At 65.4% G+C, this 24,778-nt stretch carries 24 protein-coding genes; 13 read left to right on the forward strand and 11 right to left on the reverse strand.

The window, feature by feature from the left end:
• The 3 genes from JNM03_RS06255 to JNM03_RS06265 all read left to right on the forward strand — a co-directional run.
• On the forward strand, positions 1-844 hold an 844-nt coding region (locus tag JNM03_RS06255), incomplete at its 5' end, for a phosphomethylpyrimidine synthase ThiC (protein ID WP_294035372.1).
• A gap of 172 nt (positions 845-1,016) precedes the next feature.
• The gene (locus tag JNM03_RS06260) at positions 1,017-1,541 is read left to right on the forward strand and encodes a Panacea domain-containing protein (protein WP_294035373.1); all 525 of its coding nucleotides are present in this window, start codon (positions 1,017-1,019) and stop codon (positions 1,539-1,541) included.
• Positions 1,513-2,220 carry a hypothetical protein gene (locus tag JNM03_RS06265; protein WP_294035375.1) on the forward strand — a complete coding sequence of 236 codons (708 nt, stop codon included), beginning with the start codon at positions 1,513-1,515 and terminating at the stop codon, positions 2,218-2,220. The genes JNM03_RS06260 and JNM03_RS06265 overlap by 29 nt, the downstream gene beginning before the upstream one ends.
• A 30-nt stretch (positions 2,221-2,250) precedes the next feature.
• Here JNM03_RS06265 and JNM03_RS06270 read toward each other — a convergent pair whose 3' ends face one another.
• Complete coding sequence (locus tag JNM03_RS06270; RefSeq protein ID WP_294035377.1) at positions 2,251-3,177, reverse strand: 5'-nucleotidase; 927 nt, start codon at positions 3,175-3,177, stop codon at positions 2,251-2,253.
• 138 nt (positions 3,178-3,315) lie between these two features.
• On the opposite strand from JNM03_RS06270, the gene JNM03_RS06275 reads away from it, so the two are divergent.
• On the forward strand, positions 3,316-3,828 hold the full coding sequence (locus JNM03_RS06275; RefSeq protein WP_294035379.1) for a 2'-5' RNA ligase family protein: 513 nt from the start codon (positions 3,316-3,318) through the stop codon (positions 3,826-3,828).
• A 151-nt stretch (positions 3,829-3,979) separates the two neighbouring features.
• Here the strand turns inward: JNM03_RS06275 and JNM03_RS06280 are convergent, their stop codons facing one another.
• Together JNM03_RS06280 and JNM03_RS06285 are read right to left on the reverse strand one after the other, a co-directional pair.
• On the reverse strand, positions 3,980-4,219 hold the full coding sequence (locus tag JNM03_RS06280; RefSeq protein ID WP_294035381.1) for a hypothetical protein: 240 nt from the start codon (positions 4,217-4,219) through the stop codon (positions 3,980-3,982).
• Between the two features lie 103 nt (positions 4,220-4,322).
• Positions 4,323-5,126: a hypothetical protein gene (locus tag JNM03_RS06285; protein ID WP_294035382.1), complete on the reverse strand. Its 804-nt coding sequence runs from the start codon at positions 5,124-5,126 to the stop codon at positions 4,323-4,325.
• 143 nt (positions 5,127-5,269) lie between these two features.
• Here JNM03_RS06285 and JNM03_RS06290 point away from each other — a divergent pair, with 143 nt between their 5' ends.
• Both JNM03_RS06290 and JNM03_RS06295 read left to right on the forward strand, forming a co-directional pair.
• On the forward strand, positions 5,270-5,827 hold the full coding sequence (locus JNM03_RS06290; protein WP_294035384.1) for a hypothetical protein: 558 nt from the start codon (positions 5,270-5,272) through the stop codon (positions 5,825-5,827).
• A gap of 67 nt (positions 5,828-5,894) precedes the next feature.
• Entirely contained in the window at positions 5,895-6,479 is a 585-nt protein-coding gene (locus JNM03_RS06295; protein ID WP_294035385.1) for a hypothetical protein, read from the forward strand.
• A 23-nt stretch (positions 6,480-6,502) separates the two neighbouring features.
• Here the strand turns inward: JNM03_RS06295 and JNM03_RS06300 are convergent, their stop codons facing one another.
• Positions 6,503-6,931 (reverse strand): OsmC family protein, encoded by a 429-nt coding sequence (locus tag JNM03_RS06300; RefSeq protein WP_294035387.1) that lies wholly within the window; start codon positions 6,929-6,931, stop codon positions 6,503-6,505.
• A 122-nt stretch (positions 6,932-7,053) separates the two neighbouring features.
• Complete coding sequence (locus tag JNM03_RS06305; protein ID WP_294035389.1) at positions 7,054-7,395, reverse strand: DUF962 domain-containing protein; 342 nt, start codon at positions 7,393-7,395, stop codon at positions 7,054-7,056.
• A 128-nt stretch (positions 7,396-7,523) separates the two neighbouring features.
• Here JNM03_RS06305 and JNM03_RS06310 point away from each other — a divergent pair, with 128 nt between their 5' ends.
• On the forward strand, positions 7,524-7,745 hold the full coding sequence (locus tag JNM03_RS06310; protein ID WP_294035391.1) for a hypothetical protein: 222 nt from the start codon (positions 7,524-7,526) through the stop codon (positions 7,743-7,745).
• Positions 7,746-8,013: 268 nt separating this feature from the next.
• Here the strand turns inward: JNM03_RS06310 and JNM03_RS06315 are convergent, their stop codons facing one another.
• The 3 genes from JNM03_RS06315 to ung are packed head-to-tail and all read right to left on the reverse strand — an operon-like array spanning position 8,014 to position 9,958.
• Positions 8,014-8,487, reverse strand: a complete 474-nt coding sequence (locus JNM03_RS06315; RefSeq protein ID WP_294035393.1) for a YaiI/YqxD family protein — start codon at positions 8,485-8,487, stop codon at positions 8,014-8,016.
• Positions 8,488-8,489: 2 nt separating this feature from the next.
• Positions 8,490-9,248 (reverse strand): sulfite exporter TauE/SafE family protein, encoded by a 759-nt coding sequence (locus tag JNM03_RS06320; RefSeq protein ID WP_294035395.1) that lies wholly within the window; start codon positions 9,246-9,248, stop codon positions 8,490-8,492.
• Positions 9,245-9,958 carry a uracil-DNA glycosylase gene (gene ung / locus JNM03_RS06325; protein ID WP_294035397.1) on the reverse strand — a complete coding sequence of 238 codons (714 nt, stop codon included), beginning with the start codon at positions 9,956-9,958 and terminating at the stop codon, positions 9,245-9,247. The genes JNM03_RS06320 and ung overlap by 4 nt, the downstream gene beginning before the upstream one ends.
• Before the next feature lie 90 nt (positions 9,959-10,048).
• Between ung and JNM03_RS06330 the strand changes: the two genes are divergently transcribed.
• From JNM03_RS06330 to JNM03_RS06350, 5 genes are all read left to right on the forward strand, one after another.
• Entirely contained in the window at positions 10,049-10,369 is a 321-nt protein-coding gene (locus tag JNM03_RS06330) for a phosphoribosyl-ATP diphosphatase (RefSeq protein WP_294035643.1), read from the forward strand.
• A 10-nt stretch (positions 10,370-10,379) separates the two neighbouring features.
• Complete coding sequence (locus JNM03_RS06335; RefSeq protein WP_294035399.1) at positions 10,380-10,757, forward strand: histidine triad nucleotide-binding protein; 378 nt, start codon at positions 10,380-10,382, stop codon at positions 10,755-10,757.
• 231 nt (positions 10,758-10,988) lie between these two features.
• Positions 10,989-16,826, forward strand: a complete 5,838-nt coding sequence (locus tag JNM03_RS06340; protein ID WP_294035401.1) for an alpha-2-macroglobulin — start codon at positions 10,989-10,991, stop codon at positions 16,824-16,826.
• Between the two features lie 186 nt (positions 16,827-17,012).
• Positions 17,013-19,145, forward strand: coding sequence for a penicillin-binding protein 1C (pbpC, locus tag JNM03_RS06345; protein WP_294035403.1), 2,133 nt, complete (start codon positions 17,013-17,015; stop codon positions 19,143-19,145).
• Positions 19,146-19,244: 99 nt separating this feature from the next.
• Positions 19,245-20,783 (forward strand): amino acid permease, encoded by a 1,539-nt coding sequence (locus JNM03_RS06350; protein WP_294035404.1) that lies wholly within the window; start codon positions 19,245-19,247, stop codon positions 20,781-20,783.
• Between the two features lie 44 nt (positions 20,784-20,827).
• On the opposite strand, the gene JNM03_RS06355 is transcribed toward JNM03_RS06350, so the two are convergent.
• Both JNM03_RS06355 and JNM03_RS06360 read right to left on the reverse strand, forming a co-directional pair.
• Positions 20,828-22,039 carry a multidrug effflux MFS transporter gene (locus tag JNM03_RS06355; protein WP_294035405.1) on the reverse strand — a complete coding sequence of 404 codons (1,212 nt, stop codon included), beginning with the start codon at positions 22,037-22,039 and terminating at the stop codon, positions 20,828-20,830.
• Between the two features lie 104 nt (positions 22,040-22,143).
• On the reverse strand, positions 22,144-23,211 hold the full coding sequence (locus JNM03_RS06360; protein WP_294035407.1) for a citrate synthase/methylcitrate synthase: 1,068 nt from the start codon (positions 23,209-23,211) through the stop codon (positions 22,144-22,146).
• 90 nt (positions 23,212-23,301) lie between these two features.
• On the opposite strand from JNM03_RS06360, the gene JNM03_RS06365 reads away from it, so the two are divergent.
• Positions 23,302-24,402 carry a citrate synthase gene (locus JNM03_RS06365; protein ID WP_294035408.1) on the forward strand — a complete coding sequence of 367 codons (1,101 nt, stop codon included), beginning with the start codon at positions 23,302-23,304 and terminating at the stop codon, positions 24,400-24,402.
• 54 nt (positions 24,403-24,456) lie between these two features.
• On the opposite strand, the gene JNM03_RS06370 is transcribed toward JNM03_RS06365, so the two are convergent.
• Positions 24,457-24,759: a hypothetical protein gene (locus JNM03_RS06370; protein WP_294035410.1), complete on the reverse strand. Its 303-nt coding sequence runs from the start codon at positions 24,757-24,759 to the stop codon at positions 24,457-24,459.
• Positions 24,760-24,778: the final 19 nt, after the last annotated feature.

Consider the following 24,778-nt stretch of genomic DNA (forward strand, 5'->3'; position numbering starts at 1 on the left):
GCATCACAAGGAAAGCTTCCTCTACGAACGCTTCGACGAGATTACCGAGATCATGAAGGCCTATGACGTCGCCTACAGCCTCGGCGACGGCCTCCGCCCCGGCAGCATCTATGACGCGAACGACGAGGCGCAGTTCGCCGAACTCTACACGCTGGGCGAGCTCACCAAGCGCGCCTGGGCACAGGATGTGCAGGTGATGATCGAGGGGCCGGGCCACGTCCCGATGCACAAGATCAAGGAGAATATGGACAAGCAGCTGGAGGCGTGCGGCGAGGCGCCCTTCTACACGCTCGGGCCGCTCACCACCGACATCGCGCCGGGCTACGACCATATCACCAGCGGCATCGGCGCCGCGCAGATCGGCTGGTACGGCACCGCGATGCTTTGCTACGTCACGCCCAAGGAGCATCTGGGCCTGCCCGACCGCGACGATGTGAAGGTCGGCGTGGTGACGTACAAGCTCGCCGCGCACGCCGCCGACCTTGCGAAGGGCCACCCCGCAGCCCAAGTCCGCGACGACGCGCTATCGAAAGCGCGCTTCGAATTCCGCTGGCGCGACCAGTTCAACCTGTCGCTCGACCCCGACACCGCCGAGCAATATCACGACCAGACCCTCCCAGCCGAGGGCGCCAAGTCGGCTCATTTCTGCAGCATGTGCGGCCCCAAATTCTGCTCGATGAAGATCAGCCAGGAAGTCCGCGACTTTGCCAAGCTGCAAAATCAGGACAGCGCCGCCTTCATCGCCGCCGAAGAGGCCGAAAAGGGCATGGCGAAAATGAGCGAGGTTTATGAGGAAACCGGGCGGGAGCTGTATATGGGCGCTGGTGGTCGGGAGCATGATTAAGGCCGAAGACGCTCCGCTCAATTCGTCGACATATCGGCTCGACTCGTCGCGGGCTCAGACTGGCGCAGGATCGTTGACGTGAGTTAGATGCGGCTGCATCGCCCAACGTGACAGCGAATCACGCTGCGAATGGGGTACGGAAATGTCGTCTGGATATGATCCTCGCGTTGTCGTGAACGCGCTGATTGATGCTGCCAACAAGGCGCACATACCCGTCAGAAATGTTTCCATACAAAAGCTGCTCTATTTCGCTCATGCTTCCTTCTTGGTTCATTATCGGCGCCCGCTCGTAAAAGGAGCGTTCGAAGCGTGGGAATATGGACCGGTGTGTCGCCCGATTTACGACGCCCTGAAAGGTTATGGTCGCAGCGAGGTGACCGCACCGATCACAAGGACCGACCCATTTACCGGCGAAGTGTCGGAGCTACCTCTATTGCAGGATGCCGCTGCGCAGCGGCACATTGAGCATCTGATGCACGTTATGGGACGTGCCACGCCCAGCCAACTCATAAGCCTCTCGCACGTAGAGGGCGGCGCATGGTGGATTGTCTGGAACAAATCGAAAACAGGTGCTACAGTGGGCAACAGAATCGATGACGAGTTAACCATCGCGACCTTTGGGAAACTCAAGGTCGCGCTGAAACCGCCCGAAATGCAAGAGGGGTTAGATGAAGCTACGCCGTTTGCCGGAGACTGATCTGGCCCGCATCGCGCCTCTTTCGGTTGCTGACAAACACGCTCAGCTGCGAGCATTCAATTCCGGCGGCGGCAGTTGGTCGTATGCACCGGCCCGCGAACAAAACTTCAACATTGCCAATCCCAAAAACCCAATGGGCTTGCAGTCGCCGCGCCCATCTCTCGAAAAGATTAAAGCACTTGTCGCACGATCTTGTTCGCGTGAAGAGCAAGAGGACAGCTGCGTTGAGGTTGTCGAACTTTTCTTCAACTGGTTCACCCAGAATGCATCTGACGCAATCGAACGGCATATCCCGTCTATGGGCATTGGTACGCTCGGCGTCGTTCGATACTGGGAAAATTTTGCTGCAATGATTGACGGCCGCCCGTGCTTCTTTTTTCTCGACTATCGCCGGAACGGTGGGTTGACGTCCAGAGCGCGTCGGTTTGCCTTTTCAATGATGAACGAGCAAATTCGCCGGAGCGACCCCGATTTCTCTGATGCAAATCTCATGATTTTGCAGTTCACCCAGAAGAAAGGTGAAGCGAGAATCGTAAAAAACTACAGCGTGGATGAAGGCGAACTCTACAGCCTCAGCGACCTGAACGAAATGATCGACGAAACATACAAAATCTGGCAAGATGTCCTTATGGATCGTCGCGATGATACGGGACCCAAAAGAGCGGGTGGGCTTCTCTAAATAAATCTCGTTGATATTTACGACCCTAGATTATGCATTTCTAATTCCAAAAGGAATATGCACACACGGCGTATTTTCCGATGCAGGTGTGAGATGACCTATCTGATCGTCAAAGAATATCTGGGGTTTCATAATATCTAGAATGTTCTTTTTCTCGATACCTCCGGTAAGAAATAGTTCGTCTGCCTCAAGCCCCAAGTGCTTCATAGTATTTATAAGCCGCTCGTGAGCGGGAGCATTTCGTGCGGTGACGATCGAAATTCGAATAGCCTTTTCTGGATTATTCACACGAGAGGACTGCTCTTCTTGCAGTTTCTGGATATCGGAAAGGCGTTTCAAAAGCGGCATAAGAGGGCCGTCCTTCAAAGGCCGATCCTTGTTCTCGACTTCATAATGGAAGAATAACGGCAAGCCGCCGTCCGCATATTTTGACTCTGCTTCATCATCGACGAGCACTCCGTCGAAGTCGAAAGCTATTCTGAGCTGGTTATCACCATCGTCATTCGCCGCCGCTGCGCATGGCAGGACATGCCCCGCAGGGAAACCGCCAGCCACCGCCTCTTTGACCTCTTCCTTGTTAGTGCTGAGATAAAGGCACGCGTTGACGGCCTCCATATAGGGGTAGGGAGGCGCTCCCGACAAAAAGAATGCTCGCGTTATATCCAATTCATAGTGCGGCATTGCATCCATCATCCTCAAACCCGCTTCGGGGTCATTCCTCGACAGAATGACGACTTCAACTGGCATTTGGTCAGGGAAGATTTTGTTTAAATGGAGCAGTCTCTTGATGAAGGGAAATGCCGCACCAGGCGGCGGCACTTCGTGACGGTGTTCGGCCTGATATGATCTAAAAGCCTCCAATCCATCAGAAACGAAAATGTCGTGCTCTTTGGAAAAATCGAACAATGCTGTCGATGTTATTCCTACGACTAACTTGCTCTCGATTGGATACGCCAAAGCCAAACCCTCACAGGAAAAGACACTCTACATTTAAGTTAAGCTGGCGCTGGAGTCTATCCAGCGCCAAATGATGCCGATTATTGCGCTACCCCATTCATGCGCCCCAAATCCCCACACCATGCTACACTCCCACCCATGCGCGCCCGAAATCCCCTCTATGTCATGGCGAAGCCGCCGCCGGAGGTGCAGGCGGCGATCGTCGCGCTGCCGCGCAACGACCCTGGGCGCGGCCCCGACCTGCTCCATGTCACGCTGATCTCGCTCTACGACCTGCATTATGCTCCGCCCGAGTGGCTGCCCGCGACCATCGCCGCGCTCGACGGCTTCGCCGCGGCGCCCTTTCCGCTCCGCTTCGACCGGATCGAAAACCGCAAGGCGGTGACGCTGCGCACCCGCGATCCGCTGGCCGGGGCGCGGGCGTTCCAGAAGGCGCTGGTCGACCATCTGCTACGCGAAAAGGCACCGATCATGGACGGCACCACCCCCGAACCGCACATCACGATCAACTATCGCGGCGACCGGCTGAATGCGCAAAAGATGCCGCCGATCGGCTGGACGGTCGACGAGATCATCCTGACCGAAAGCATCGTCGGCAAGACCACCCATGTCGGCCATGGGCGGTGGAAATTGCGTGGGGGTGGGGGCTGATCGATTGCATCGCCCACCTCCGTCACCCCGGGCTTGACCCGGGATCCGCCTTCCTTCTTCGGACACCGGATCGAAGGCAAGGCAGGCCCCGGGTCAAGCCCGGGGTGACGTGTGTGAGCGAAATGCTGGCGGTCCGGTCGAACGCACCCCCTCAGCCGAAGCGACGCCGGAACCAGCCCCGCTTTCGGGGAACGACCGGGGTCTGGCCCGAAATCCGCACCAGATACTGACCCAGGATCGCCGCTTGCTGTTTGGTCATCAGGACCCGGAACAGGTCGGGGTCGTGCTTCCTTGCCGCTTCCGACGATTGCACGCTTTCGAGCCGGAGCATGACCCGGTCGCCCGCATCATGATGGTCCCAGCCGACCAGCGCTCCAAAACTTTCCATCATCCCGACCTGTCCCTTACGACCTGCCCCTTACGACCTGCGCGCGACCGACGCCGACATCCCGGGGGAGAGTTTACCAAAGCATCGGGCGAATGTCGCGTCCGCCCTATGCCGCGGGTTTCAGCCAGTTGTAGAGAAAATCCTGGATCGCATCGCCATAGTTGCGGTCGGTGTCGGCGGCCGCATCGTACAGCAGCCGCTTCCCCGCCGGCCACTGGGCCTGCGGCAGTTTCAGCGTCGCGCCGTCGTACAGGCGAATCGCGTCGCGGAACGGCGCCCAGCGGTTGCCCGCGTTCGACGCCTGCCACTTCGCGGTCAGCACCGCCTGTCCCGCGGCGCGCACGCGCTTGTGCAGGATTTCGGCCTTTTTCGGATCGCGCGCATAGATGCCGACGAGCGTGGGCCAGCCGCCCGCGTCCGCCCTGTCCCACTCGGTCTGCCACATCGCGGTCAGCTCACGCGCAAAGCTTTGCATCAGGCCCGGCGGGGTCGTCACCGCGGTCTTGCCCGCCCTGTCGGGCTTGCCGTCGGCGCCAAGCCGGGTGAGCTGGACAACGCGGTCCTTCGGGAACGCGAACTCCTCGAGCAGGTCGATCTCGCCCGCGTCCAGCCTGCCGTCGCGGCGCAGATGGCCGATCACCCGCTTCGCCTCGTCCTCGCCGATATATTTGCGGTACAGCGCGGGGTTCTTCGGGTCCTTTACCGGCGCCCATTCGGTCAGCAGCGCGAACACCTCGGGCGAAGCGACCGCCGCATCGTCGAGCGGCCTGGCATAGGCCGCCTCCCACTCGGTCGCGGGCAGCCCCGTGACCGGGGCGACGGTGCCGCCGGTCTGGGCGACCGCGGGACAGGCGAGCGCGAACGCCAGGGCGGCGAACAGCGGGCGGGAAAGCGGGACGGGTCCGGGCATCGTTCCTCCATCGACCCGCGTCCTGCCTATCAGCCCGCCGCCATCGCGCAAGCCCGAACCGCGACGCGCCCCGGCCGCCTTGTCTATCCGGCCGCCTTCGGGCAGGCTGCAAGGCGACGTGAACGAACCACAGGAGTAGCCGCATGACCGCCTATCGCCTCCCGTTACTCGCTCTCGCCGCCGCGCTGGCGCTGGCCGCGTGCGGTGCAAAGGCCGACAAGGCGCCCGCCGACGCGCCGGCTGGCGACGCACCGGCTGGCGACGGGGCCGCCGCCACGGCTGCGACCAAGGCCGGCGCCGACGATGCCGGGCCTACCGAAACCTCGCCGCTGCCGCCGACCGCGGGCACCAAACTCGCCGCCTATGCCGGCAAATATCCGTTCGACAAGGTCGACGGCGTCGCGTGGAACGACCATGCGCTGGTCAAGGCGGGGATCGCCGCGAGCGTGAAGGATGCCACGGTGCGCAAGGCGATCACCACGCTCGAAGGACCCGCCTCGCCGATCGAAATGCGCGGCGACAAGGTCGTGTCCTGGTCGTGCGAGGCGCATAATTGCGGGTCGCACCAATGGTCTGTCCAGATCGACCCGCGCACCGGCGCGACCGACGTCTGCTATTATGACGAAGCGGCCGACGCCGCGAAATCGCGGTGGTTCCTCGCGACCGGCAAGGAAGAAAAGCGCGACGGCAACTGCCAGTAAACGACGATTCGACACGGACGCCAGATGAGAACATAATAGGAACATTATCCGATTCGGAGGAAGACCGATGACGCCGATGTTCCGCTATTTCCTGGGCTTTCAGGTTCCCGCCGCCCGCGCCGGCTGGCTCGCGCGCCAGATGCCGCCGGTCGCGGGCGACCTGTTCGCCGGACTGAAACCGCAGCTTTATCATCTGACGCTGTGTACGATCGCCGAAATCGCCGAACCGCACCCCTTCCTGCGGCAGCGCGTCGCGCGAGCCTTTGAGGCGGGCCTGCCCGCCGCAAGCCCGATCCCGTTCGGCCGCATCGTCGCCCGGGGTCGGGGCGCCGAACTGGTCGCGGCCGGCAGCATCGCCGACATCAGGGGCCTCTACGCCGCGATCGTCGAGCTGCTCGCACCCTGCGGGATCGACGCGATGCACCGGCAGTCGGGCCTCCGGCCGCATATCACGCTGGGCTATGGCGACTGCGAATTCGATCCGGTCCCGCTGATATGGAACTGGGTTCCCGACCGGCTCGTCCTGATCGAAAGCCACATCGGGCACCGCCGCCACCGCGTGCTGCAAAGCTGGACGCTGGCGCCGCCGGCGCAGGGCCGGTTCGACTTCATGGCGGACGAACTGCCGGCGCCGCTGCGCCGCGCCGCCTAGGGTTCTTACCCTAGATCCTGGCCCTAGCTTTCGAGGCGGTGTTCCAGCGTGATCTCGCAATCGAGCAGCTTCGACACCGGGCAATTCTTTTCCGCCTCTTCGGCGATCCGGGCGAATTCTTCCGGCGCGATGCCGGGCACGTTGCCCGTCAGCGTCAGTGCCGACCTGGTGATGACAAAACCGCCCTCGACCTGATCCAGCGTCACCGCGGCGCTCGTTTCGAGCGTGTCGCCCGAATAGCCCGCGCGGGCGAGCCCGAAGGAGAGCGCCATGGTGAAGCACGCCGCGTGCGCCGCAGCGATCAGCTCTTCAGGGTTGGTGCCGGGCAGCCCTTCGAAGCGTGTGCCGAATCCATAAGGTTGTGCGTTCAGAACGCCCGACTTCGTGGTAATCGACCCTTTGCCCTCCTTGCCAAAGCCTTCGTAGCGGGCGGACGCACGATTGACGGTCATGGGGCTGTCTCCTTCGATTGAAAGCGTGTGGACTCGGGAAAGGGCCGTCGGGCCTTGATCAGCTTACGCCCGCTCCGGGCCCGCTGCCACGCCTTTCCGCGACCACAGGCTATGCGGCCGTGTCAGTGCCCGGTGCGCGCGACCCCGGCTCGATCAAGTTCCGGTCCAAGGCGCCCGGTGAGCCATAGCGCCCACATCCTGAAATCGGCGGCGAGGCTCCAGAGCGGATAGGTGAATGTCGCCGGCCGGTTCTTCTCGACCCCGAAATGCGCGACCCAGGCAAAGAAATAGCCGGCGATCGGCAGCGCGATCAACCATCCCCACCGCCCGGTCAGCGTCGCCGCGATCGCGATCAGGACGACCAGGCTCGTTCCCACATAATGCAGGGCCCGCGTCCGCACCTTGCTGTGTTCGCGCAGGTAGAACGGCCAGAATTCGGCGAAACTCGTGTATAGCCGGGGCATGGCCGCAGACTGTCGCGAGTGACCGCGACGGTCAAGCCCCGGCCACCCCGGACCTGCCCGCACGATTTGCCCTTCGCCCCGACGCGCCGCGTGATAGGGTGGCGAAAACGGGGAGAGGGAATGACCATATGAAAAAATCGATGCGCGCCCTGCTCGGGCTCGTGCTGCTCGACGCGATCGTCGTCTGCGGGGCCTGGTGGATGATCGACCGCACCACCAGCGGCGCGTGGAATTCGAACAATCCGGCCGAATCGGTCAACATGATAACGACCACGGCGGGCATGATGATCGGCGTGATCTCGGTCGTGCTGATCCTCGCCTTTTTCCGCCACCGCGCCGCCGGAAACTGACGTCAGACCGCCCGACCGTCACCAGTGGGGGGTCGGGCGGCGCCGGCGGCCCCGTCCACCCCCCGGTCGGAGGCGCCGCCGCAATCCTTCCGTCAAATCGTGCCCTCCCGCCGAGGGTCGCAACCGGCGGGAGGGCTGATCCCGGGCTGACGTGGTGCGTCGGCGCGGGACGAATCCGTCTCTTGCCAGGGATCATGCCGAATCCCGTTCGCCGCCGCGGTGATCGCCGTCACTCGCGCTGAAAAAATGGGCGGCCGGACAGCGCGGCCTATCCGGCGCGTTTCAGCCGCACCACCGCCGCATCGAGCGCTTGCAGGAATTGCGAGCGGTCCGCCCTGGAAAAGGGTCGCGGTCCGCCGATGCCCTCTCCCAACCCGGCGCGCAGGTCGGCCATGATCGCGCGCGTCGCGATCGCGGGCCCGATCGATGCGGCGGTGAACGGCTTGCCGGTTGGCGCCAGCACCGTCGCGCCCGCCTTCAGCACCCGATCGGCGAGCAGGATATCGGCCGTGACCACGATGCTGCGCGCGTCGGCCGCGTCGGCGATCCAGTCGTCCGCCGCATCGAAGCCGTCCGATACCACCACCCGCTCGACAAGCGGATGCTCGGGCACGCGCAGCCGACTGTTGCTGACGACCTTTACCGGCACCTCGTGCCGCCAGGCGACGCGATATATTTCGTCCTTTACCGGACAGGCATCGGCGTCGATCAACAGGACGGGTCCGCTCTTTCCGGTCGCCATGTTCACCCGCTCACCCCGTCCCAGAAAAGCTTGGCGCCAAGCAGGACCATCAAGCCGTAGATGATCCCGTAGAAACGCGCCGGATCCATCCGTTTCAGCCAGCGGACCGTCAGCAGGGTCGAAACGATCGCGAGCGGCATCAGGAGAAGCGCGGCGACGACGACCTCGTGCGGAAACGCGCCGAGCGCCAGATAGGCGGGCACCTTCATCCAGTTGATGATCGCGAAGAGGATCGAACTCGTCCCGATGAAGACGAGGTGCGGCAGCTTGCGCGGCGTCACCCACATCTGGAACGGCGGCCCGCCGGCGTGCGCGATCTGGCTGGTGAGACCCGTCACGGCGCCAAAGATCGTGCCGACCCAGCCCGGAGACTGCGAGGCCGCGGGAACGCGCTGACCGCGTTCGATCCACAGACGGTAGAGACCGAAGGCCAGCGTGATCGCGCCCAGCGCCGCCATCAACTGCGCCTCGTTGACCCGCTCGGCATAATACCAGCCCGCGGCAACGCCGATGGCGGCGCCGGGCAACATCCATGCGATGATCCAGCCGTCCCACGTCTGCCGAAACGACCAGACGCTGATCACGTCCTGCACGATCAGGATGGGGAGCAGCAGCGCCGCGGCGGTCGCGGGCGGCAGCACGAGCGCCACGAGCGGTGTCGCCAGCGCGCCGACGCCGGCCAGCCCGCCCTTCGCCATGCCGAGCAGGATCACCGCGACGATCAGGACCGCCAGCGTGGCAGGGTCGGCCAGCAGGCTCATTCCGCGGCGAACGCGGGGACGTCGGGCAGGCGCCAGTCGATGGCGCCGCGACCCTGCGATTCCAGAAAGGCGTTCGCCTGGCTGAACGGCTTCGACCCGAAAAAGCCGTTATGCGCCGACAACGGCGAGGGGTGCGGCGCGCGCAGGATCAGGTGGGGGCTATTCACGGCGAGCCCCGGCACATTGGCCGCCTTGCGCTGCGCATGACTGCCCCAGAGGATGAAGACCTTGGGCGCGGGATCGGCCGCAACCGCTGCAACGGCGGCATCGGTAAACGCCTCCCACCCCTTGCCCTGATGCGACGCCGCCTGTCCCGCCTCGACCGTCAGGCAATTGTTGAGCAGGAGCACGCCCTGATCGGCCCAATGCCCCAGATAGCCGTGCGAAGCCCGCTCGATCCCCAGATCCGACTGCATCTCCTTGTAGATGTTGACGAGGCTCGGCGGCGGCCGCACGCCCGGCTGGACCGAGAAGCAGAGCCCATGCGCCTGTCCCGGCCCGTGATAGGGATCCTGCCCGAGGATCACGACCCGCACATCCTGTGGCGGCGTCGCGTCGAGCGCCGCGAACCAGTCGCGCGGCCGCGGATAGATCGTCTTTCCCTTGGCGCGCTCACCGGCCAGAAAGGCCTTGAGCGCGGCCATATAGGGCTGCTCGAACTCGCCGCCGATCCGCGCGAGCCAGTCGGGATGCAATTTGACCTCGGCCATGCTGCGCGCTTCACCAGAGCGCGCGGACCTTGTCCAGCGCCTTTCCCACCGCTAGGCACGGCCGCGAAGGGATCGGCGATGAGCAAGGCGATGGGCGAAACTCTGGGGCGGCTGGAAGCCACCATCAACGACCGGCTGGCGGCCGGCGAGGCCGAGGCGAGCTATGTCGCGAGCCTCGCGGCGAAGGGTCGCGCGAAGATCGCGCAAAAGGTCGGCGAAGAGGCGGTCGAAACGGTCATCGCCGCGCTGGACAGCGACGACCGCGACGTCATCGGCGAAGCGAGCGACCTTGTTTTCCACCTCTCGATCCTGCTTGCCGAGCGAGGCCTTGGGTGGGATGCGATCGCAGCCGAACTCGACCGGCGCGACGGAACGTCGGGCCATACCGAAAAAGCCAGCCGCCAGAACTAGGAGCCCTTCCATGCCGATCGACGCGACGCTTCCGTATGACGACAACAATATCTTCGCGCGCATATTGCGCGGCGAGCTGCCGTCCAGAACCGTCTATGAAGACGACTATGCGCTGGCGTTCCACGACATCAACCCGCAGGCCCCGCTGCACATCCTCGTGATCCCGAAGGGCCCCTATGTAAGCTGGGACGATTTTTCCGACCGCGGCAGCGAGGCCGAAATCGCCGGATTCGTCCGCGCGGTCGGCAAGGTCGCCCGCGATCAGGGCCTTGTCGCGCCGGGCTATCGCCTGCTCGCAAATATCGGCCTCGACGGCCATCAGGAGATCCCGCACCTCCACGTCCATATCTTCGCAGGGCAGAAGCTGGGGCCGATGCTCGCGCGCTGAACCGGCGCACAGATTCGCTGTTCCGGTCATCCGCGACCTGATCGCGCGGGACGGGGCGGGACGGGGGCGGCGAATCCCGCGCGGCAAATATCCGATTTCCTGTTTGTCTATGATGGCTGTCACAGCAAATTCCCCGTCCACGATTAACCGTGCGCGATGCGCGGTGACGGGTGGACTTGGGCCCCTGTTTCCAGCAGGATAGGTTCGGGTCCGATCGGGGGAGACGACGGGATGATGACGGCATGGCAGACGCTGGCGAAAAAACTTGCCGGCAGGGTGCGGCTGGCCCTCATCGTTCCGCTGGCGGCGGCGCTCGTCGCCGCGGGCGGCGATACCGTCCCGCAGGTCACGCTCGCGACCCCCGGGTCTTCGGGAACGGGCGACGGCACGATCAGCCGCTTCACCTTGCGCTTTTCCGAGGACATGGTCCCGCTCGGCGATCCGCGTGCCAAGGCGCCGGCGACGCATGATTGCAAGGTGGCCGCCGACGGCCGGTGGGTCGATACGCGCACCTGGGTCCTCGAATTCGAAAAATCGCTTCCCGGCGGCGTGAGCTGCCACGTCCAGCTCAAGGCCGGCCTGACCACCGCGCGCGGCGTCAATGTCGTCGGCAACGAACGGTTCGAAATCGATACGGGCGGCCCCTCGGTCCGCGCCGTGATGGCGGGCGGCACCTATGACGGGGTGGAGGAGGACCAGATTTTCCTCGTCGCGACCAATGTCGCCGCCGACCGCGCGTCGATCGGCCGCTTCGCCTATTGCGCCGTCGACGGCATCGGCGAAAAAATCCCCGTCGATGTGCTGAAGCGCGAGACCGCGGTCGAGATTCTCGACGGCATGTCGAACGAATGGTCCTCGCAATCCTTCGCCTATGATGCCGGCCTGCCGCTGCGCCTTCCCGCCGCGGGCAGCGACCGCGACGCGCTGCTCGAACGGGTCGTGCCGGTCAAATGCCGCCGGCCGCTGCCTCCGGGGCGCGAGATGGCGCTGGTCTGGGACGCCCGCATTTCGCAGGCCGGGGTGCCCGGCCGCACCGCCGGCCGCGACCAGCGGTTCGACTATGACGTCCGCCCGGCCTTCACCGCGAAGATGTCGTGCAGCCGCGTCAATCCGCAGGCGGGCTGCAACCCGCTGAAGGACATCAACGTCGTCTTCGCCGCGCCGGTGCTGCGCGAGACCGCGCTCGCCGCGACACTCAACACCGCCGATGGCAAGCGCTATGCCGCGAAGTTCGACGACGACGACAAGAATGACAAATATCTGGAGCGCATCCACTTCGCCGGCCCGCTGTCGCAGAATGTCGATGCGACGATCGTCCTGCCGGCCGACATCAGCGACCAGAGCGGCCGCAAGCTGCAGAACCAGTCGAACTTCCCGCTGAAATTCCACATCGACCGCGCCCCGCCGATCGTCAAATTCGCCGCCGAATTCGGCATTCTGGAAGTCAGCGAGGGCGGCATCCTGCCCGTCACCGTGCGCGGGGTCGAAGCCTCGCTGGTGCAGGCGAACCTCAAGATGCCGGCAACGACGCTCCGCGTCGGGGACGACGATGCGGCGATCGCGCGCTGGCTGAAGCGCGTCGCCGACGCCGACGACACCGACTTTCGCGAGGAAAAGAACGCGAAGGGCGAGGACGTCACGGTCAACTACACCGGTACGAAGTCGGTGTTCGAGGACGCCCCTGCGGGCGGCGAGCGCCGCGACATGCAACTCGCGCCCGCCGCGGGCGGCAAGGAGTTCGAAGTCGTCGGCATTCCGCTGGCCGAAAAAGGCTTCCACGTCGTCGAGATCGCAAGCCCGGAACTCGGCGCCGCACTGCTCGGCCGCAAATCGACGCGCTATGTCGCGACTGCCGCGCTCGTCACCAACATGGCGGTGCACTTCAAATGGGGCCGCGAAAGTTCGCTGGCCTGGGTGACGGCACTCGACACCGGGCTGCCCGTCGCGGGTGCCGAGATTCGTGTCACCGACAGCTGCACCGGCCGCCTGCTGGCGCGCGGCACCGCCGACAAGGCCGGCCGTCTTGCCTTTCCGTCGGGCCTGCCGCTGCCCGAAACCTATTCGAGCTGCGAAGAAGATGCCGACCCCGCGAACAGCGAGGGGCATGCGCTGATGATCAGCGCGCGATCGGCGGGCGATTTCAGCTTCACACTGACCGACTGGGGCGACGGCATTCGACCCTATGACTTCGACCTCCCCTATGGCTGGTCGGAGCGCGAGGATATTCTCCACACGCTTTTCGACCGCGCGCTCGTGAAGGCGGGCGAGACGGTCCATATGAAGCATATCCTGCGCCGGCCGGTCGGCACCGGCTTCTCGACCCCCAAGCCCCTCGCGGGCAAGCTGCGCCTCGTTCATCGCGGTTCGGACACCGAATTCGAAATGCCGTTCAGCATCGACGCGGGCGGAAGCGGCGAAACCACGTGGAATGTTCCCGCGACCGCGCCGATGGGCGACTATGAACTCGTCTTCGTCACCAAGGACAAGGATGGCGAGGACAAGACGATCTGGTCGAGCCAGTCGGTCAAGGTCGATGAATATCGCCTGCCGACCATGAAAGCGACGGTAACGGGGCCAAAGACGCCCCCCGTCCGCCCGGCCGCGGTGCCGTTGTCCTTCTTCGTCGGCTATCTCTCGGGCGGCCCCGCGCCGAACCTGCCGGTCGAGATTCGCACCAATTTCCGCGCGAGCTGGAATGCGCCCGAGGATTATCAGGACTGGGATTTCGATGGCCAGCCGGTCAAGGAAGGCGTCATCCAGCTCGACGACAGCGGCGATGAACCCGAAGCGGAAATGCCGCTCGCGCGATCGACACCGCTGAGGCTCGACGCCAATGGCAGCGCCTCGACCAGTGTCACGGTCGATCAGCCGATCACCGAACCCACGGTGATGGCGGTCGAGATGGACTATGAGGACGCCAATGGTGAAACGCTGACGTCCAGCCGCCGGATCACGCTTTTCCCCTCGGCCGTCCGCCTCGGGCTCAAGACCGACGGCTGGCTGATGCGCGACAATGACCTGCGCCTCAAATTCGTCGCGCTCGATCTCGACGGCAAGCCGATCGCCGGCCAGCGCGTGTCGGTCGCGCTTTACAATCGCGAGATCATCACCGCACGGCGGCGCCTGATCGGCGGCTTCTATGCCTATGACAACCAGCTGCGCACGACCAGGATCGACGCGACGTGCAGCGCCACGACCGACAAGCTCGGCCGCGCAAGCTGCGCGATGGCTCCGGGTCTGTCGGGCGAAATCACGGTCGTGGCGACGACGCAGGACGCCGACGGTAACGAAGCGCGCGCGGTGCGTTCGGTCTGGCTTGCGGGCGACAACGACTGGTGGTTCGGCGGCGACAATGGCGACCGCATGGACGTGATCGCCGAAAAGCCGCGCTATGCGGCCGGTGATACCGCGAACTTCCAGGTCCGCATGCCGTTCCGCGAAGCGACCGCGCTGGTCACCGTCGAGCGCGAGGGCGTGCTGTCGAGCTTCGTCGTGCCGCTGAAGGGCACGAATCCGGTCGTGAAGGTCAAGCTGCCCGCCACCTATGCCCCCGACGTCTATGTCTCGGTCATGGCGGTGCGCGGGCGTGTCACCGGCAACGAAAGCTGGTTCCGCCAGATGAAGCGCGCGGTCGGCTTCAAGATCGAGAATAGCGAAGGCGCACCGCCGACGGCGCTCGTCGATCTCGCCAAGCCGAGCTACCGCCTCGGCATCGCGAAGATCAAGGTCGGCTGGGAGGGTCATCAACTCGGCGTCAAGGTAAAGGCCGACAAGGAAAAATACGCGATCCGCGAGACCGCGAAGGTCGCGATCGAGGTCAGGAATCCGGCCGGCAAACCCGCGGCCGGCGCCGATGTGGCCTTTGTCGCGGTCGACGAGGCGCTGCTCCAGCTCGCCCCCAACGAAAGCTGGAAGCTGCTCGACGCGATGATGGGCGAACGCACGCTCGACGTCCTCACTTCGACCGCGCAGATGCAGGTCGTCGGCAAGCGCCACTATGGCCGCAAGGCGCTCGAACCGGGCGGTGGCGGCGGCGGCGATCTGTCCGGCCTGACGCGCGAGGATTTCCGTCCCGTGCTGCTGTGGCAGGGCCATGTTCCGCTCGACGCCAAAGGCCGCGGGGTCGTGGACGTGCCGCTGTCCGACAATCTGTCCGGCTTCCGGCTCGTCGCGCTCGCGACCGACGGCTCGCAATTTTTCGGTACCGGAGAGACGAGCGTGCGCACCGTCCAGGATCTTGGCGTGTTCGCCGGCCTGCCCGAACTGGTCCGCACCGGCGACACGTTCGACGCGCGCTTCACCCTGCGCAACGGCACCGACAAGGCCATGACGGTCACCGCCACGCCGACGCTGGCCCCTGCGGTCGCGACGGCGCCGCCGCTGACCGTGACGATCCCGGCGGGCGCCGCCGTACCGATCAGCTGGCAGGTGACCGCGCCCGATCAGACCGGGCCGATCGAATGGACCGTGGATGCCGTGTCGAAGGACGGCAAGGCGCGCGACCGCCTTGTCTTCCAGCAGGTGGTCGAACCCGCCGTGCCGGTCGAAACCTGGGCGGCCAGCCTGTTCCGCGTCGGTCCCGACACGACGTTGCCGATCGCGATCCCGGCGGGCGCGCTGCCCGGCGGCTATGTCGACGTCGCCCTTGCGGGCACGCTCGCACCGCCGCTTTCCGGCGTTCGCGACTATATGGCGATCTATCCGTATAATTGCTTCGAACAGTCGACCTCGCGCGCCATTGCGCTTGGCGACGTCGGTCGCTGGCAGGCGCTCGCGAACGCGATGCCGACCTATCTCGATGGCGATGGGCTGCTGCGCTATTGGCCGAATGACCGGATGGAGGGCTCGCCCGAACTGACCGCCTATGTCATGGCGGTGACCGCCGCGAACGGCTTTGCGGTCCCCGACGCGTCGAAGGCAAAGATGATCAAGGCATTGCAGGCGGTCGTCGAAGGGCGCCTCAGCCGCAAGGGCTATGGTCCCTACGACCTTCGCCCCGTCCGCATCGCCGCCCTCGCGGCGCTTGCCCGCAATAATGCGTCGAGCCCGCAGCTCGTCGCCGCGATCGACACAAGGCCGATCGACATGACCACCGGCACGCTTGCCGACTGGCTCGTCGCGATCGAGCGCACCCCCGGCGTCCGCAACGCCGCCGCGCTGCGCACCGCCGCCGAGGCCGAACTGCGCAAGCGGCTGGTCTATGAAGGCACGCGCCTCGACCTTGTCGACGACGGCCGCGCGCCCTGGTGGATGATGACCAGTGGCGACGAAATGGCGATCAAGGCGCTCGAAGCGGTGCTCGGCCGCAAGGGTTGGGAGGATGACGCGGGCAAGTTGATGGTCGGCGTCGCCCAGCGCCAGCGCAAGGGCCATTGGGATACCACCCCCGCCAATGCCTGGGGCGCGGTCACCGTCCGGCGCTTCGCCGAACTCTATCCGGCGAACGCGATCACCGGCATCACCAATATCAGTCTTGCGGGCAATAGCGCCTCGCAGAACTGGCCGCTTCCGGCCGAGACGCCGTCGCCGCTTCGCGTCGCGCTGGCCGCCGCCACGATGAACCTCAAGCATGAAGGCACCGGCGCCCCATGGGCGACGGTCAGCGTCAAGGCCGCCGTTCCGCTCAAGGAACCGCTCAACGCGGGTTACCGAATCAAGCGGTCGGTCAGCGTCGTCAAGGCCGCCGACCCGAGCCACCTGACGCGCGGCGACGTGATCAAGGTGCGGATCGAAGTCGTCGCAGCGGCCAGCCGGACCTGGGTCGTGATCAACGACCCGGTCCCGCCGGGCGCGACGATCGTCGGCAATCTAGGCGGCCAGTCGGAGATGCTGGCGGCACAGGCGAACGGTTCGAACTGGCAGCCCTCCTATGTCGAGCGCGGCAAGGATAGCTGGCGCGGCTATTACGGCTGGATGCCGGCGGGCACCCACGCGGTCGAATATGTCGTGCGCCTCAACGGGTCGGGCCGCTTCACCCTGCCGCCGACGCGGGTCGAGGCGATGTATTCGCCCGCGATCCGCGGCCAGTGGCCGAACGCGCCGGTGACCGTGGCGGCTTCGGCCGAGTGACGGGGCTGCCGACGAATATCTCCTCCCCGTCGCGAAGCGATGGGGAGGTGGCAGCCCGCAGGGCTGACGGAGGGGCTATGGCACAGCGTTGCCGCCCCTCCACCACCGCTTCGCGGCGGTCCCCCTCCCCATGACTTCGTCACAGGGAGGATCGATACAGGGAGGATCGATCAGATCCTGTAGGCCATGACCGCCAACGGCCGCCGGCAACATATCCGCGACGCCCTCGCATGGCTCGCTCTCGCCGCCCTGATCCTCACCACCGCCGCGCACCTGTTCACCCGGCCGCCGGCGATGCCCGACTATGCCGCCGTGCGCGCCGACTGGAAACCCAGCGAGGCCTGGCTTTACGACCGTGACGGCGGCCTCCTCGACAGCGAGCGCATCAACTTCGAGCGCCGCCGCCTTGCGTGGGTGCCGCTGAGCGATATCAGCCCCGCGGTCCGCAACACGGTCGTGGCCGCCGAGGATCACCGTTTCTGGTCGCACGGCGGCGTCGACTGGCTCGCGATGGCAAGCGCGGTCAGGACGCGCTGGACGGGCGGAAAATCGCGCGGCGCCTCGACCCTGCCGATGCAGCTCGCGGCCTTCCTCGCGCCTGAATTGTCGCAGCCCGGGCAGCGCGGCTGGCTCGCCAAGATCCGCCAGATGCGCGCCGCGCAGGATCTCGCCGATCATTGGACCCACGCGCAGATGCTCGAGGCCTATTTCAACCTTCTGCCCTTACGCGGCGAGGCGCAGGGCATCGGCGCGGGCGCGCAGAACCTGTTCGGCAAGAAGCCGGCCGAAATGAACCGGACCGACGCGGCGCTTTTCGCAGGCCTGCTCCCCAACCCCGCCGCGAGGGCCGAAATGCTAGGCAAACGCGCCTGCCGCATCGCGAAGGCGGCCGACTGCACCGCGATCGATGCCGCCGCCGCGACGCTCGTCTCGGGCGAGCGCGCGGCGCGCTTCGACCCCGCACTCGCCCCCCACCTCGCGACCCGCCTGCTCGACAAGCCCGGCAAGCGTGTCACCACCACCCTCGACCGCCGTATCCAGACGGCCGCGATCGTCGCGCTGCGCCGCCAGCTCGCCGGGCTCGGTTCGGATCGCGTCCGCGACGGCGCGGTCGTCGTGCTCGACAACGCGACCGGTGAAGTGCTGGCCTATGTCGGCGGCGTCGGTCTCAAGTCGACGGCCGCGATGGTCGACGGCGCCAACGCGCGGCGCCAGGCGGGTTCGACGTTGAAACCGCATCTTTACGCGCAGGTGATCGAACATGGCTGGCTCACCGCCGCGTCGATCCTCGACGACAGCCCGGTCCAGCTCGACACCGCATCGGGGCTCTATGTCCCGAAAAACTACGACCACAGTTTCAAGGGGCCGGTCAGCGTTCGCCATGCGCTCGCCAGTTCGCTGAACGTTCCCGCGGTTCGCGCGCTGATCATCGACGATGTGCAGGAATTCCGCGACCGGCTCTGGGCGCTCGGCTATCATGGCCTTGTCGAAGATGGCGAATATTACGGCTTCAGCCTCGCGCTGGGGTCGGCCGAGGTCAGCCTTGTCGAGCAGGCCAACGCCTTCCGCACGCTCGCCAATCAGGGTCGATGGTCGCCCGTCCATTTCCGCCTCGGCGAAGCGCCCGGCGAACCGCGCCGGATCGTCAGCCCCGCCGCCGCCTTCATCGTCGGCGACATCCTCGCCGACGCCTCCGCGCGCGCCGATGCCTTTGGCGCCGACAGCGCGCTCCGCCTGCCCTTCTGGGCGGCCGCGAAGACCGGCACATCGAAAGGCATGCGCGACAATTGGTGCATCGGCTGGTCCGACCGCTACACCGTCGCGGTCTGGGTCGGGAATCTCGAGGGGGACTCGATGCGCGCCGTCTCGGGCACCTCGGGCGCGGCGCCGGTCTGGCGCGACGTGATGATGGCGCTTCACGCGGCCGCCCCCGGCAAGGCGCCGGCGATGCCCGAAGGGGTCGAGGCGCGGCAGATCAGCCTGCCCGGCACCCGCGAGCCCCCGCGCCGCGAATATTTCCTGACCGGCACCGCCCAAACCGAAATGGCGGCCGCGCCTGCCGCCAGCCGCCGGCCGCGGATCACCAGCCCGGTCAGCGGAAGCGTCTATGCGCTCGATCCCGACATCCCGTTGGGTCGCCAGCGGCTTGCCGTCATCGTCAGCGGCGACGTCACCGGATATCGCCTGATCCTTGACAAGGCGGTGCTCGGCGATGCCGATGCCGGGCAGCAAATCCTGCCACGTCCCGGCGCGCACATGCTCACGCTTGTCGATCCCGGCGGCCGGATGATCGACCGGGTTCGATTTACCGTACGGTGAGGCCCCGTCTCCCATGAAATTAAGTTGCGCTGACGCGCGGAGCGTTTAGTCTGTCCCGGTATGAGAAGGCCCGTTCCGGGCCCCAAAGGGGATATTTGGATGATATTTGGTCGCGTCAAATCGCTCGACGCCATCTTGGCCACAGCCGAGAAAAAGTCGCTGCACCGATCGCTCGGCGCCTTTCAGCTTACAATGCTCGGCATCGGCGCCGTTATCGGCACGGGAATTTTCGTGCTGACCGCCGAGGCCGCGCAGAAAGCGGGCCCGGGCATGATGGTCAGCTTTGTCATCGCCGGAATCGTCTGCGCCTTCGCCGCGCTCTGCTATGCCGAAATGGCGGCGATGGTGCCCGTATCGGGCTCCGCCTATACCTATAGCTACGCGGTGATGGGCGAGATGATCGCGTGGATGGTCGGCTGGGCGCTGATCCTCGAATATGCGGTCGCCGCCGGCGCAGTTTCCGTCGGATGGTCGGGATATGTCGTCGGCCTGATCGAAAATTTCCTGAGTATCGACATACCCGATACGCTTGTCGCCGGGCCGTTCGACGGCGGCATGATCAACCTGCCCGCGATGTTCATCGCCGGCCTGGTGACCTGGCTCCTGGTCATCGGCACCAAGGAAAGCGCGACGGTCAACGCGATCCTCGTCGCGATCAAGGTCACCGCGCTGACCGTCTTTATCATTCTCGCCGTGCCGGTCATGAACAGCGAGCAATTCTCGCCCTTCGCACCGACGGGCTTCATCGGCATCTCGATGGCCGCAGCCTCGATCTTCTTTGCCTATGTCGGTTTCGACGCGGTTTCGACAGCGGCCGAAGAGACCAAAAATCCGCAGCGGAATATGCCGATCGGCCTGATCGGCAGCCTCGCTATCTGTACGATCTTCTACCTGCTCGTCGCCGCCGGAGTCATCGGCGCCCCCGGCCTCAGCACGCAGCCGGTGACCGGCGCTGCCGGCGCCGTGCTCGACCCCGGCAGCCGCGAACTGGCCGCACAGTGCGCGACGCGCGCCGCCGAAGGGTTCAAGGACGTCGTCTGCTCCAAGGAAGCGCTGGCCTTCACGCTGCGTGAAATCGGCTGGCCGCAGATCGGCAATCTGCTTGGCCTCGCCGCCGGCCTCGCGCTTCCGTCGGTCATCCTGATGATGATGTTCGGCCAGACCCGCATTTTCTTCGTCATGAGCCGCGACGGCCTGCTCCCCGCTGCCTTCTCGAAGATCCATCCGAAGTTCAACACGCCGCACGTGATCACGATCATCACCGGCATTGCCGTGGCGCTGTTTGCGGCCTTCTTCCCGGTCGGCCAGCTTGCGAACATCTCGAACTCGGGAACGCTCTTCGCCTTTGCGGCGGTGTCGATCGCGGTGATGGTGATCCGTAGAACCGAACCGAACCGGCATCGGCCGTTTCGCACCCCGCTGGTGTGGGTCACGGCGCCGATCGCCATCATCGGCTGTCTCTATCTGTTCGTCAGCCTCGATCACAAGAGCATCATCCTCTTCCTGATCTGGGCCGCCGTCGGTCTCGCCGTCTATTTCGGCTACAGCCGCTCGCGCAGCCATGTCGGGCGCGGGATCGTCGAGGTCCATGAGGACGATGCCGACGCCCCGCCCCAGCCGGTCCCGCCGGTCAACTGATCGAAAAATGGGAAAGGGGGCTTCGGTCCCCTTTCTTTTGCCCCTCAATAGGGAGTCTTCGGTGCCGTTCCCGGCCGGGTGAACAGCTTCCCGCGCTCGGCCCAGAAGACCAGCACCAATCCGATCACGCCGGAAATCAGGAAGGCATAGGCGAGCGGCAGCGTCGTTCCGTCGTATTGCTGGCCGATCAGCGCGCCGACGGTCGCCGCGAGCAGGGTCTTGGCAAAGCTCTGATACGAAGAGGCGACGCCCGCCATATGACCGAAATCCTCCATCGCGATCGATCCGAAATTGCTGCCGATGAAACCGATCAGCCCGACATTGACCATCATCAACAAGGTGAACATCCACAGCGTCTCCGCCCCGCTCAGCGCGACGATAATCTGGACGATCGACGTCGCCATGAACGCGAATGTGGCGCTCTGCGATACGCGCCGCGCGCCGAAGCGCTCGACGATCGCGGCGTTCGAGAAATTGGCGGTCGCGATCCCCAGCGCGACGCAGGCGAACACCAGCGGGAACCAGCTTCGCGCATCGAAGATATCGGCGATGATCTGTTCGCTGCTGTTGAGATAGCCATAGAGCGCGCCCTGCATCATGCCCGATGCGATCATGTAGCCGGCCGCCCGGCGGTGCCGCGTCACGGTCGCCCATCCCGCGATCATCGTGCGCATGTCCAGCGGCCGGACATCGGCGGGGTCGAGCGTCTCGGGCAAGCGGCGAAGCCACAAGATCATCACCAGTCCCATCACCGCGAGCACGATGAAGATCGCGCGCCAGCCGGCAACCGCCGCGACGCCCGCCCCCATCGTCGGCGCGATCGCGGGGACGATCATGAAGACGAGAAAGATCATCGACAGCCGCTTTGCCATCGCGTCGCCCGAAAAGAGGTCGCGGATCACCGCAACGACGATGACGCCAAGCGCGGCGCTGATCAGCCCATGTCCGAAACGCAGGGCCAGCAGCATCGGGAAGCTCGTCGCGAGCCCGCAGCCGATCGAAAAGGCGACGTAGGCAAACAGCGCGGGCACGAGGACGCCCTTGCGACCGAAACGATCGGAGAGCGGCCCGTAGAAGAGCGAACCGGCCCCGATGCCGAAGAGATAGGTCGAAATGACATGCTGGCGGTCGTTCGCAACGGCGACGCCCAGCCCGTCGCCGATCGCCGGCAACGCGGGGAGCATCGAATCGATGGCGAGCGCGTTCAGCGCCATGACCATCGCCATCATGAACACCATTTCGCGATCGCCCGGCATAGACGACCGGCGCGCAGTTTCGGTCTTTTTGTGCATTGCAACAGCGCTATGCGCTACCGCCCCTGCTTTGGATAGCCCCTATCCTCCGGCGATCCGGACGCCGCTCACGCCGCCCGGCTCGCCGGCGGCTCGACGTAAAGCGACGCGGGCCGGATCAGCCGGCCGGTCAGCGCCTGTTCGCGCGCGTGCGCCAGCCAGCCCGCGACCCGTCCCATCGCAAACACCCCGGTAAAGCCATGTTTCGGGAAGCCGACCGCTTCCAGAAGCAGCGCCGTATAAAACTCGACATTGGTATCGATCACGCGATCGGGCTTCCGCCGACGAAGCCCCTCGAGCGCGGCCCGTTCGACATCTTCGGCAAAACGCAGCCGGGCATCGACAGGCCCGAACGACAGCAACGCCGCCTTCAACGCATCGGCGCGCGGATCGCGCGTGCGATAGACCCGATGGCCGAAGCCCATCAACCGATCCCCGCCATCAAGCGCGCGGTCGATCCAGCCCCGGCTGTCTCCTTCGGCGGCAATCGCATCGAGCATGTCGATGACAGGGCCGGGAGCTCCGCCATGGAGCGGCCCCTTCAGTGCGCCGAGACCGGCCAGAACCGAAGAGGTCAGTCCGGCCTGGGTCGAGGCGACGACCCGCGCGGCAAAGGTCGATGCATTCAGTCCATGGTCGCTGACCGTCACAAGATAGGCGTCGAGCGCCGCCGCACCGTCCGACCGCCCCAGCATGCGGATCACGTCCGCGGCATGGCCGGCGTCCGCCGCGGGCGCGATCGCCGTGTCGCCCGCTTGCAACCGGATCAGCGCGGGAAGCAGGACCGCCGGCGCCGCAAGCAGGCGCAAGGCGTCGGAAAGTGCCGTGCCATCCGGCAGCATCGCCGTCAGCGCCCGCATCGCATCGTACAGCGGCAATTCCGCGACCGCGCCGATCCGCTCGCGCACGCGCTCGAACACCTCGACCCGCGCCATGCCCAGTCCCGCCGCCAACCCGGCAGCGTCGGTCAGATCGGCAAAGAAGCCGGTGAACAACAGATGCGCGGTCTGCTCGAACGTCCAGTGGCCGGCCAGTGCCGAAAGCGGATGTCCCCGGATGATCAATTGTCCTTCGGCACCACGGACGTCCGAAAGGACGGTTTCGGCCGCCACGACGTTTTCGAGACCATTGTTCATTGCCTATGCTCCTTGACCAGCAAGATATGCGATGATCCGTTCCCGGAACCGAATCAATCTTGATCAAGTGAATCAATCATGCACGAATGGATGACGCGCGACGAGGCGCTGACACAGCTCAACGTCCAACCGCAGACGCTCTATGCCTATGTCAGCCGGGGCCGGATCGAGAGGCGGGCCGATCCGGCTGACCCCCGCCGCAGCCTCTATCGCGGCAGCGATATATTGGAGCTTGCCGCGCGCCGCGCGCGCGGGCGCCGACAGTCCTCGGTCGCGGCAAGCACGCTGGCGTGGGGCGAACCGGTAATCCCGACCGCCATCGCCACCGTCCGCCGCGGCGACCTGGTCTATCGCGACCGGCCCGCCACCGCGCTGGCCGAACATATGGGGCTGGAAGACGTCGCCGCGCTGTTATGGGGCCAACCGGCGGCAGCGATCTTCCCCGAAGCTCTCGCCGCCGGCAACGCCTTTCACGCGCTGGCCGATCTGGCCGACCGCGGGCGATCGTCGCTGGGCCGGCCGCCCGCGAAGCTAGCCGCCGAAGGCGCAAGATGTGTTGCGGCGATGGCGGCCGCCTTCGGCGCCGTCGGCGCAGGTCCGATCCATCGCCGGCTCGCGGCGGCATGGGCCCTCGATGCCGATGGCGAGGACAGGATTCGACGCGCGCTGGTTCTGCTCGCCGACCATGAGCTCAACCCGTCGACCTTCGCGGCGCGGGTCGCCGCCTCGACCGGTGCCGCGATACCGGCCTGCGTCCTTGCCGCGCTGGCCGCATTGTCGGGACCCAGACACGGCGGCGCCGGGGCTGCGCTCGAATCCTTGCTGATCGAAACGACAGCCGTCGGCGCCGATGCGGCGATCGAGCGCTGGCTGGCATCGGGTCGAAACCTGCCCGGTTTCGGGCACCCGCTATACCCCTACGGCGATCCGCGCGCGAAGGCTTTGCTTGCGACGATCCAGCCCGACGGGCAACTCGCCGCGCTGCGCGATGCCGTCGCCGACACGCTGGGGCTCGAACCCAATATCGACTATGCCCTTCTCGCGATCATGCATCGGCATGCGCTGCCGCCGCGATCCGGCTTCGCACTATTCGCCATCGCGCGGACGGTCGGTTGGGTGGCGCACGCTCTCGAGCAGGTGGCCGCCGGCGATATCATCCGTCCCCGCGCCCGCTACCAGGGCAAGAACTAGAAAAGGGCCGCGCCCGGCGGGAGCGACCCTTTTCCGCTTTCGAAACCCGAAGGATCAGGCCTGACGGGTGCCCGTCATCGCCATCGATCCGAACGCGCCGGCCTTGATCGTGCCGGTCAGCGTGTCGCCGTCGATCGTCGCCTCGGCTTCGAGCGTCATCGGCATCGGCACCTTCATGTTCATGGTCCAGGTCAGCTTGTTGCCGTCGACCTTGCCATTTTCGACATCGAGCGCGCCCATGGCACCGGCATTCTGGCCGGTGAAGCTGTCGCCGTCGCTCTTCACGGTGAAAACCGACTTCTGGTCGCCCATCGGCGACTTGGTAACGCACTCATAGTTGCCATCGACTTGAGACATCAGGGCTCTCCTACTGAAA

This window comes from Sphingopyxis sp. (genome assembly GCF_016793825.1).
Classification (GTDB): Bacteria; Pseudomonadota; Alphaproteobacteria; order Sphingomonadales; family Sphingomonadaceae; genus Sphingopyxis.

Bases quoted from the DNA above. Each gene is read 5' to 3' on its own strand.
- JNM03_RS06265 (WP_294035375.1), top strand. From the start codon at position 1,513: ATGAAGCTACGCCGTTTGCCGGAGACTGATCTGGCCCGCATCGCGCCT.
- JNM03_RS06275 (WP_294035379.1), top strand. From the start codon at position 3,316: ATGCGCGCCCGAAATCCCCTCTATGTCATGGCGAAGCCGCCGCCGGAG.
- JNM03_RS06280 (WP_294035381.1), bottom strand. From the start codon at position 4,219: ATGATGGAAAGTTTTGGAGCGCTGGTCGGCTGGGACCATCATGATGCG.
- JNM03_RS06285 (WP_294035382.1), bottom strand. From the start codon at position 5,126: ATGCCCGGACCCGTCCCGCTTTCCCGCCCGCTGTTCGCCGCCCTGGCG.
- JNM03_RS06290 (WP_294035384.1), top strand. From the start codon at position 5,270: ATGACCGCCTATCGCCTCCCGTTACTCGCTCTCGCCGCCGCGCTGGCG.
- JNM03_RS06295 (WP_294035385.1), top strand. From the start codon at position 5,895: ATGACGCCGATGTTCCGCTATTTCCTGGGCTTTCAGGTTCCCGCCGCC.
- JNM03_RS06300 (WP_294035387.1), bottom strand. From the start codon at position 6,931: ATGACCGTCAATCGTGCGTCCGCCCGCTACGAAGGCTTTGGCAAGGAG.
- JNM03_RS06305 (WP_294035389.1), bottom strand. From the start codon at position 7,395: ATGCCCCGGCTATACACGAGTTTCGCCGAATTCTGGCCGTTCTACCTG.
- JNM03_RS06310 (WP_294035391.1), top strand. From the start codon at position 7,524: ATGAAAAAATCGATGCGCGCCCTGCTCGGGCTCGTGCTGCTCGACGCG.
- JNM03_RS06315 (WP_294035393.1), bottom strand. From the start codon at position 8,487: ATGGCGACCGGAAAGAGCGGACCCGTCCTGTTGATCGACGCCGATGCC.
- JNM03_RS06320 (WP_294035395.1), bottom strand. From the start codon at position 9,248: ATGAGCCTGCTGGCCGACCCTGCCACGCTGGCGGTCCTGATCGTCGCG.
- ung (WP_294035397.1), bottom strand. From the start codon at position 9,958: ATGGCCGAGGTCAAATTGCATCCCGACTGGCTCGCGCGGATCGGCGGC.
- JNM03_RS06330 (WP_294035643.1), top strand. From the start codon at position 10,049: ATGGGCGAAACTCTGGGGCGGCTGGAAGCCACCATCAACGACCGGCTG.
- JNM03_RS06335 (WP_294035399.1), top strand. From the start codon at position 10,380: ATGCCGATCGACGCGACGCTTCCGTATGACGACAACAATATCTTCGCG.
- JNM03_RS06340 (WP_294035401.1), top strand. From the start codon at position 10,989: ATGATGACGGCATGGCAGACGCTGGCGAAAAAACTTGCCGGCAGGGTG.
- pbpC (WP_294035403.1), top strand. From the start codon at position 17,013: ATGACCGCCAACGGCCGCCGGCAACATATCCGCGACGCCCTCGCATGG.
- JNM03_RS06350 (WP_294035404.1), top strand. From the start codon at position 19,245: ATGATATTTGGTCGCGTCAAATCGCTCGACGCCATCTTGGCCACAGCC.
- JNM03_RS06355 (WP_294035405.1), bottom strand. From the start codon at position 22,039: ATGCCGGGCGATCGCGAAATGGTGTTCATGATGGCGATGGTCATGGCG.
- JNM03_RS06360 (WP_294035407.1), bottom strand. From the start codon at position 23,211: ATGAACAATGGTCTCGAAAACGTCGTGGCGGCCGAAACCGTCCTTTCG.
- JNM03_RS06365 (WP_294035408.1), top strand. From the start codon at position 23,302: ATGACGCGCGACGAGGCGCTGACACAGCTCAACGTCCAACCGCAGACG.
- JNM03_RS06370 (WP_294035410.1), bottom strand. From the start codon at position 24,759: ATGTCTCAAGTCGATGGCAACTATGAGTGCGTTACCAAGTCGCCGATG.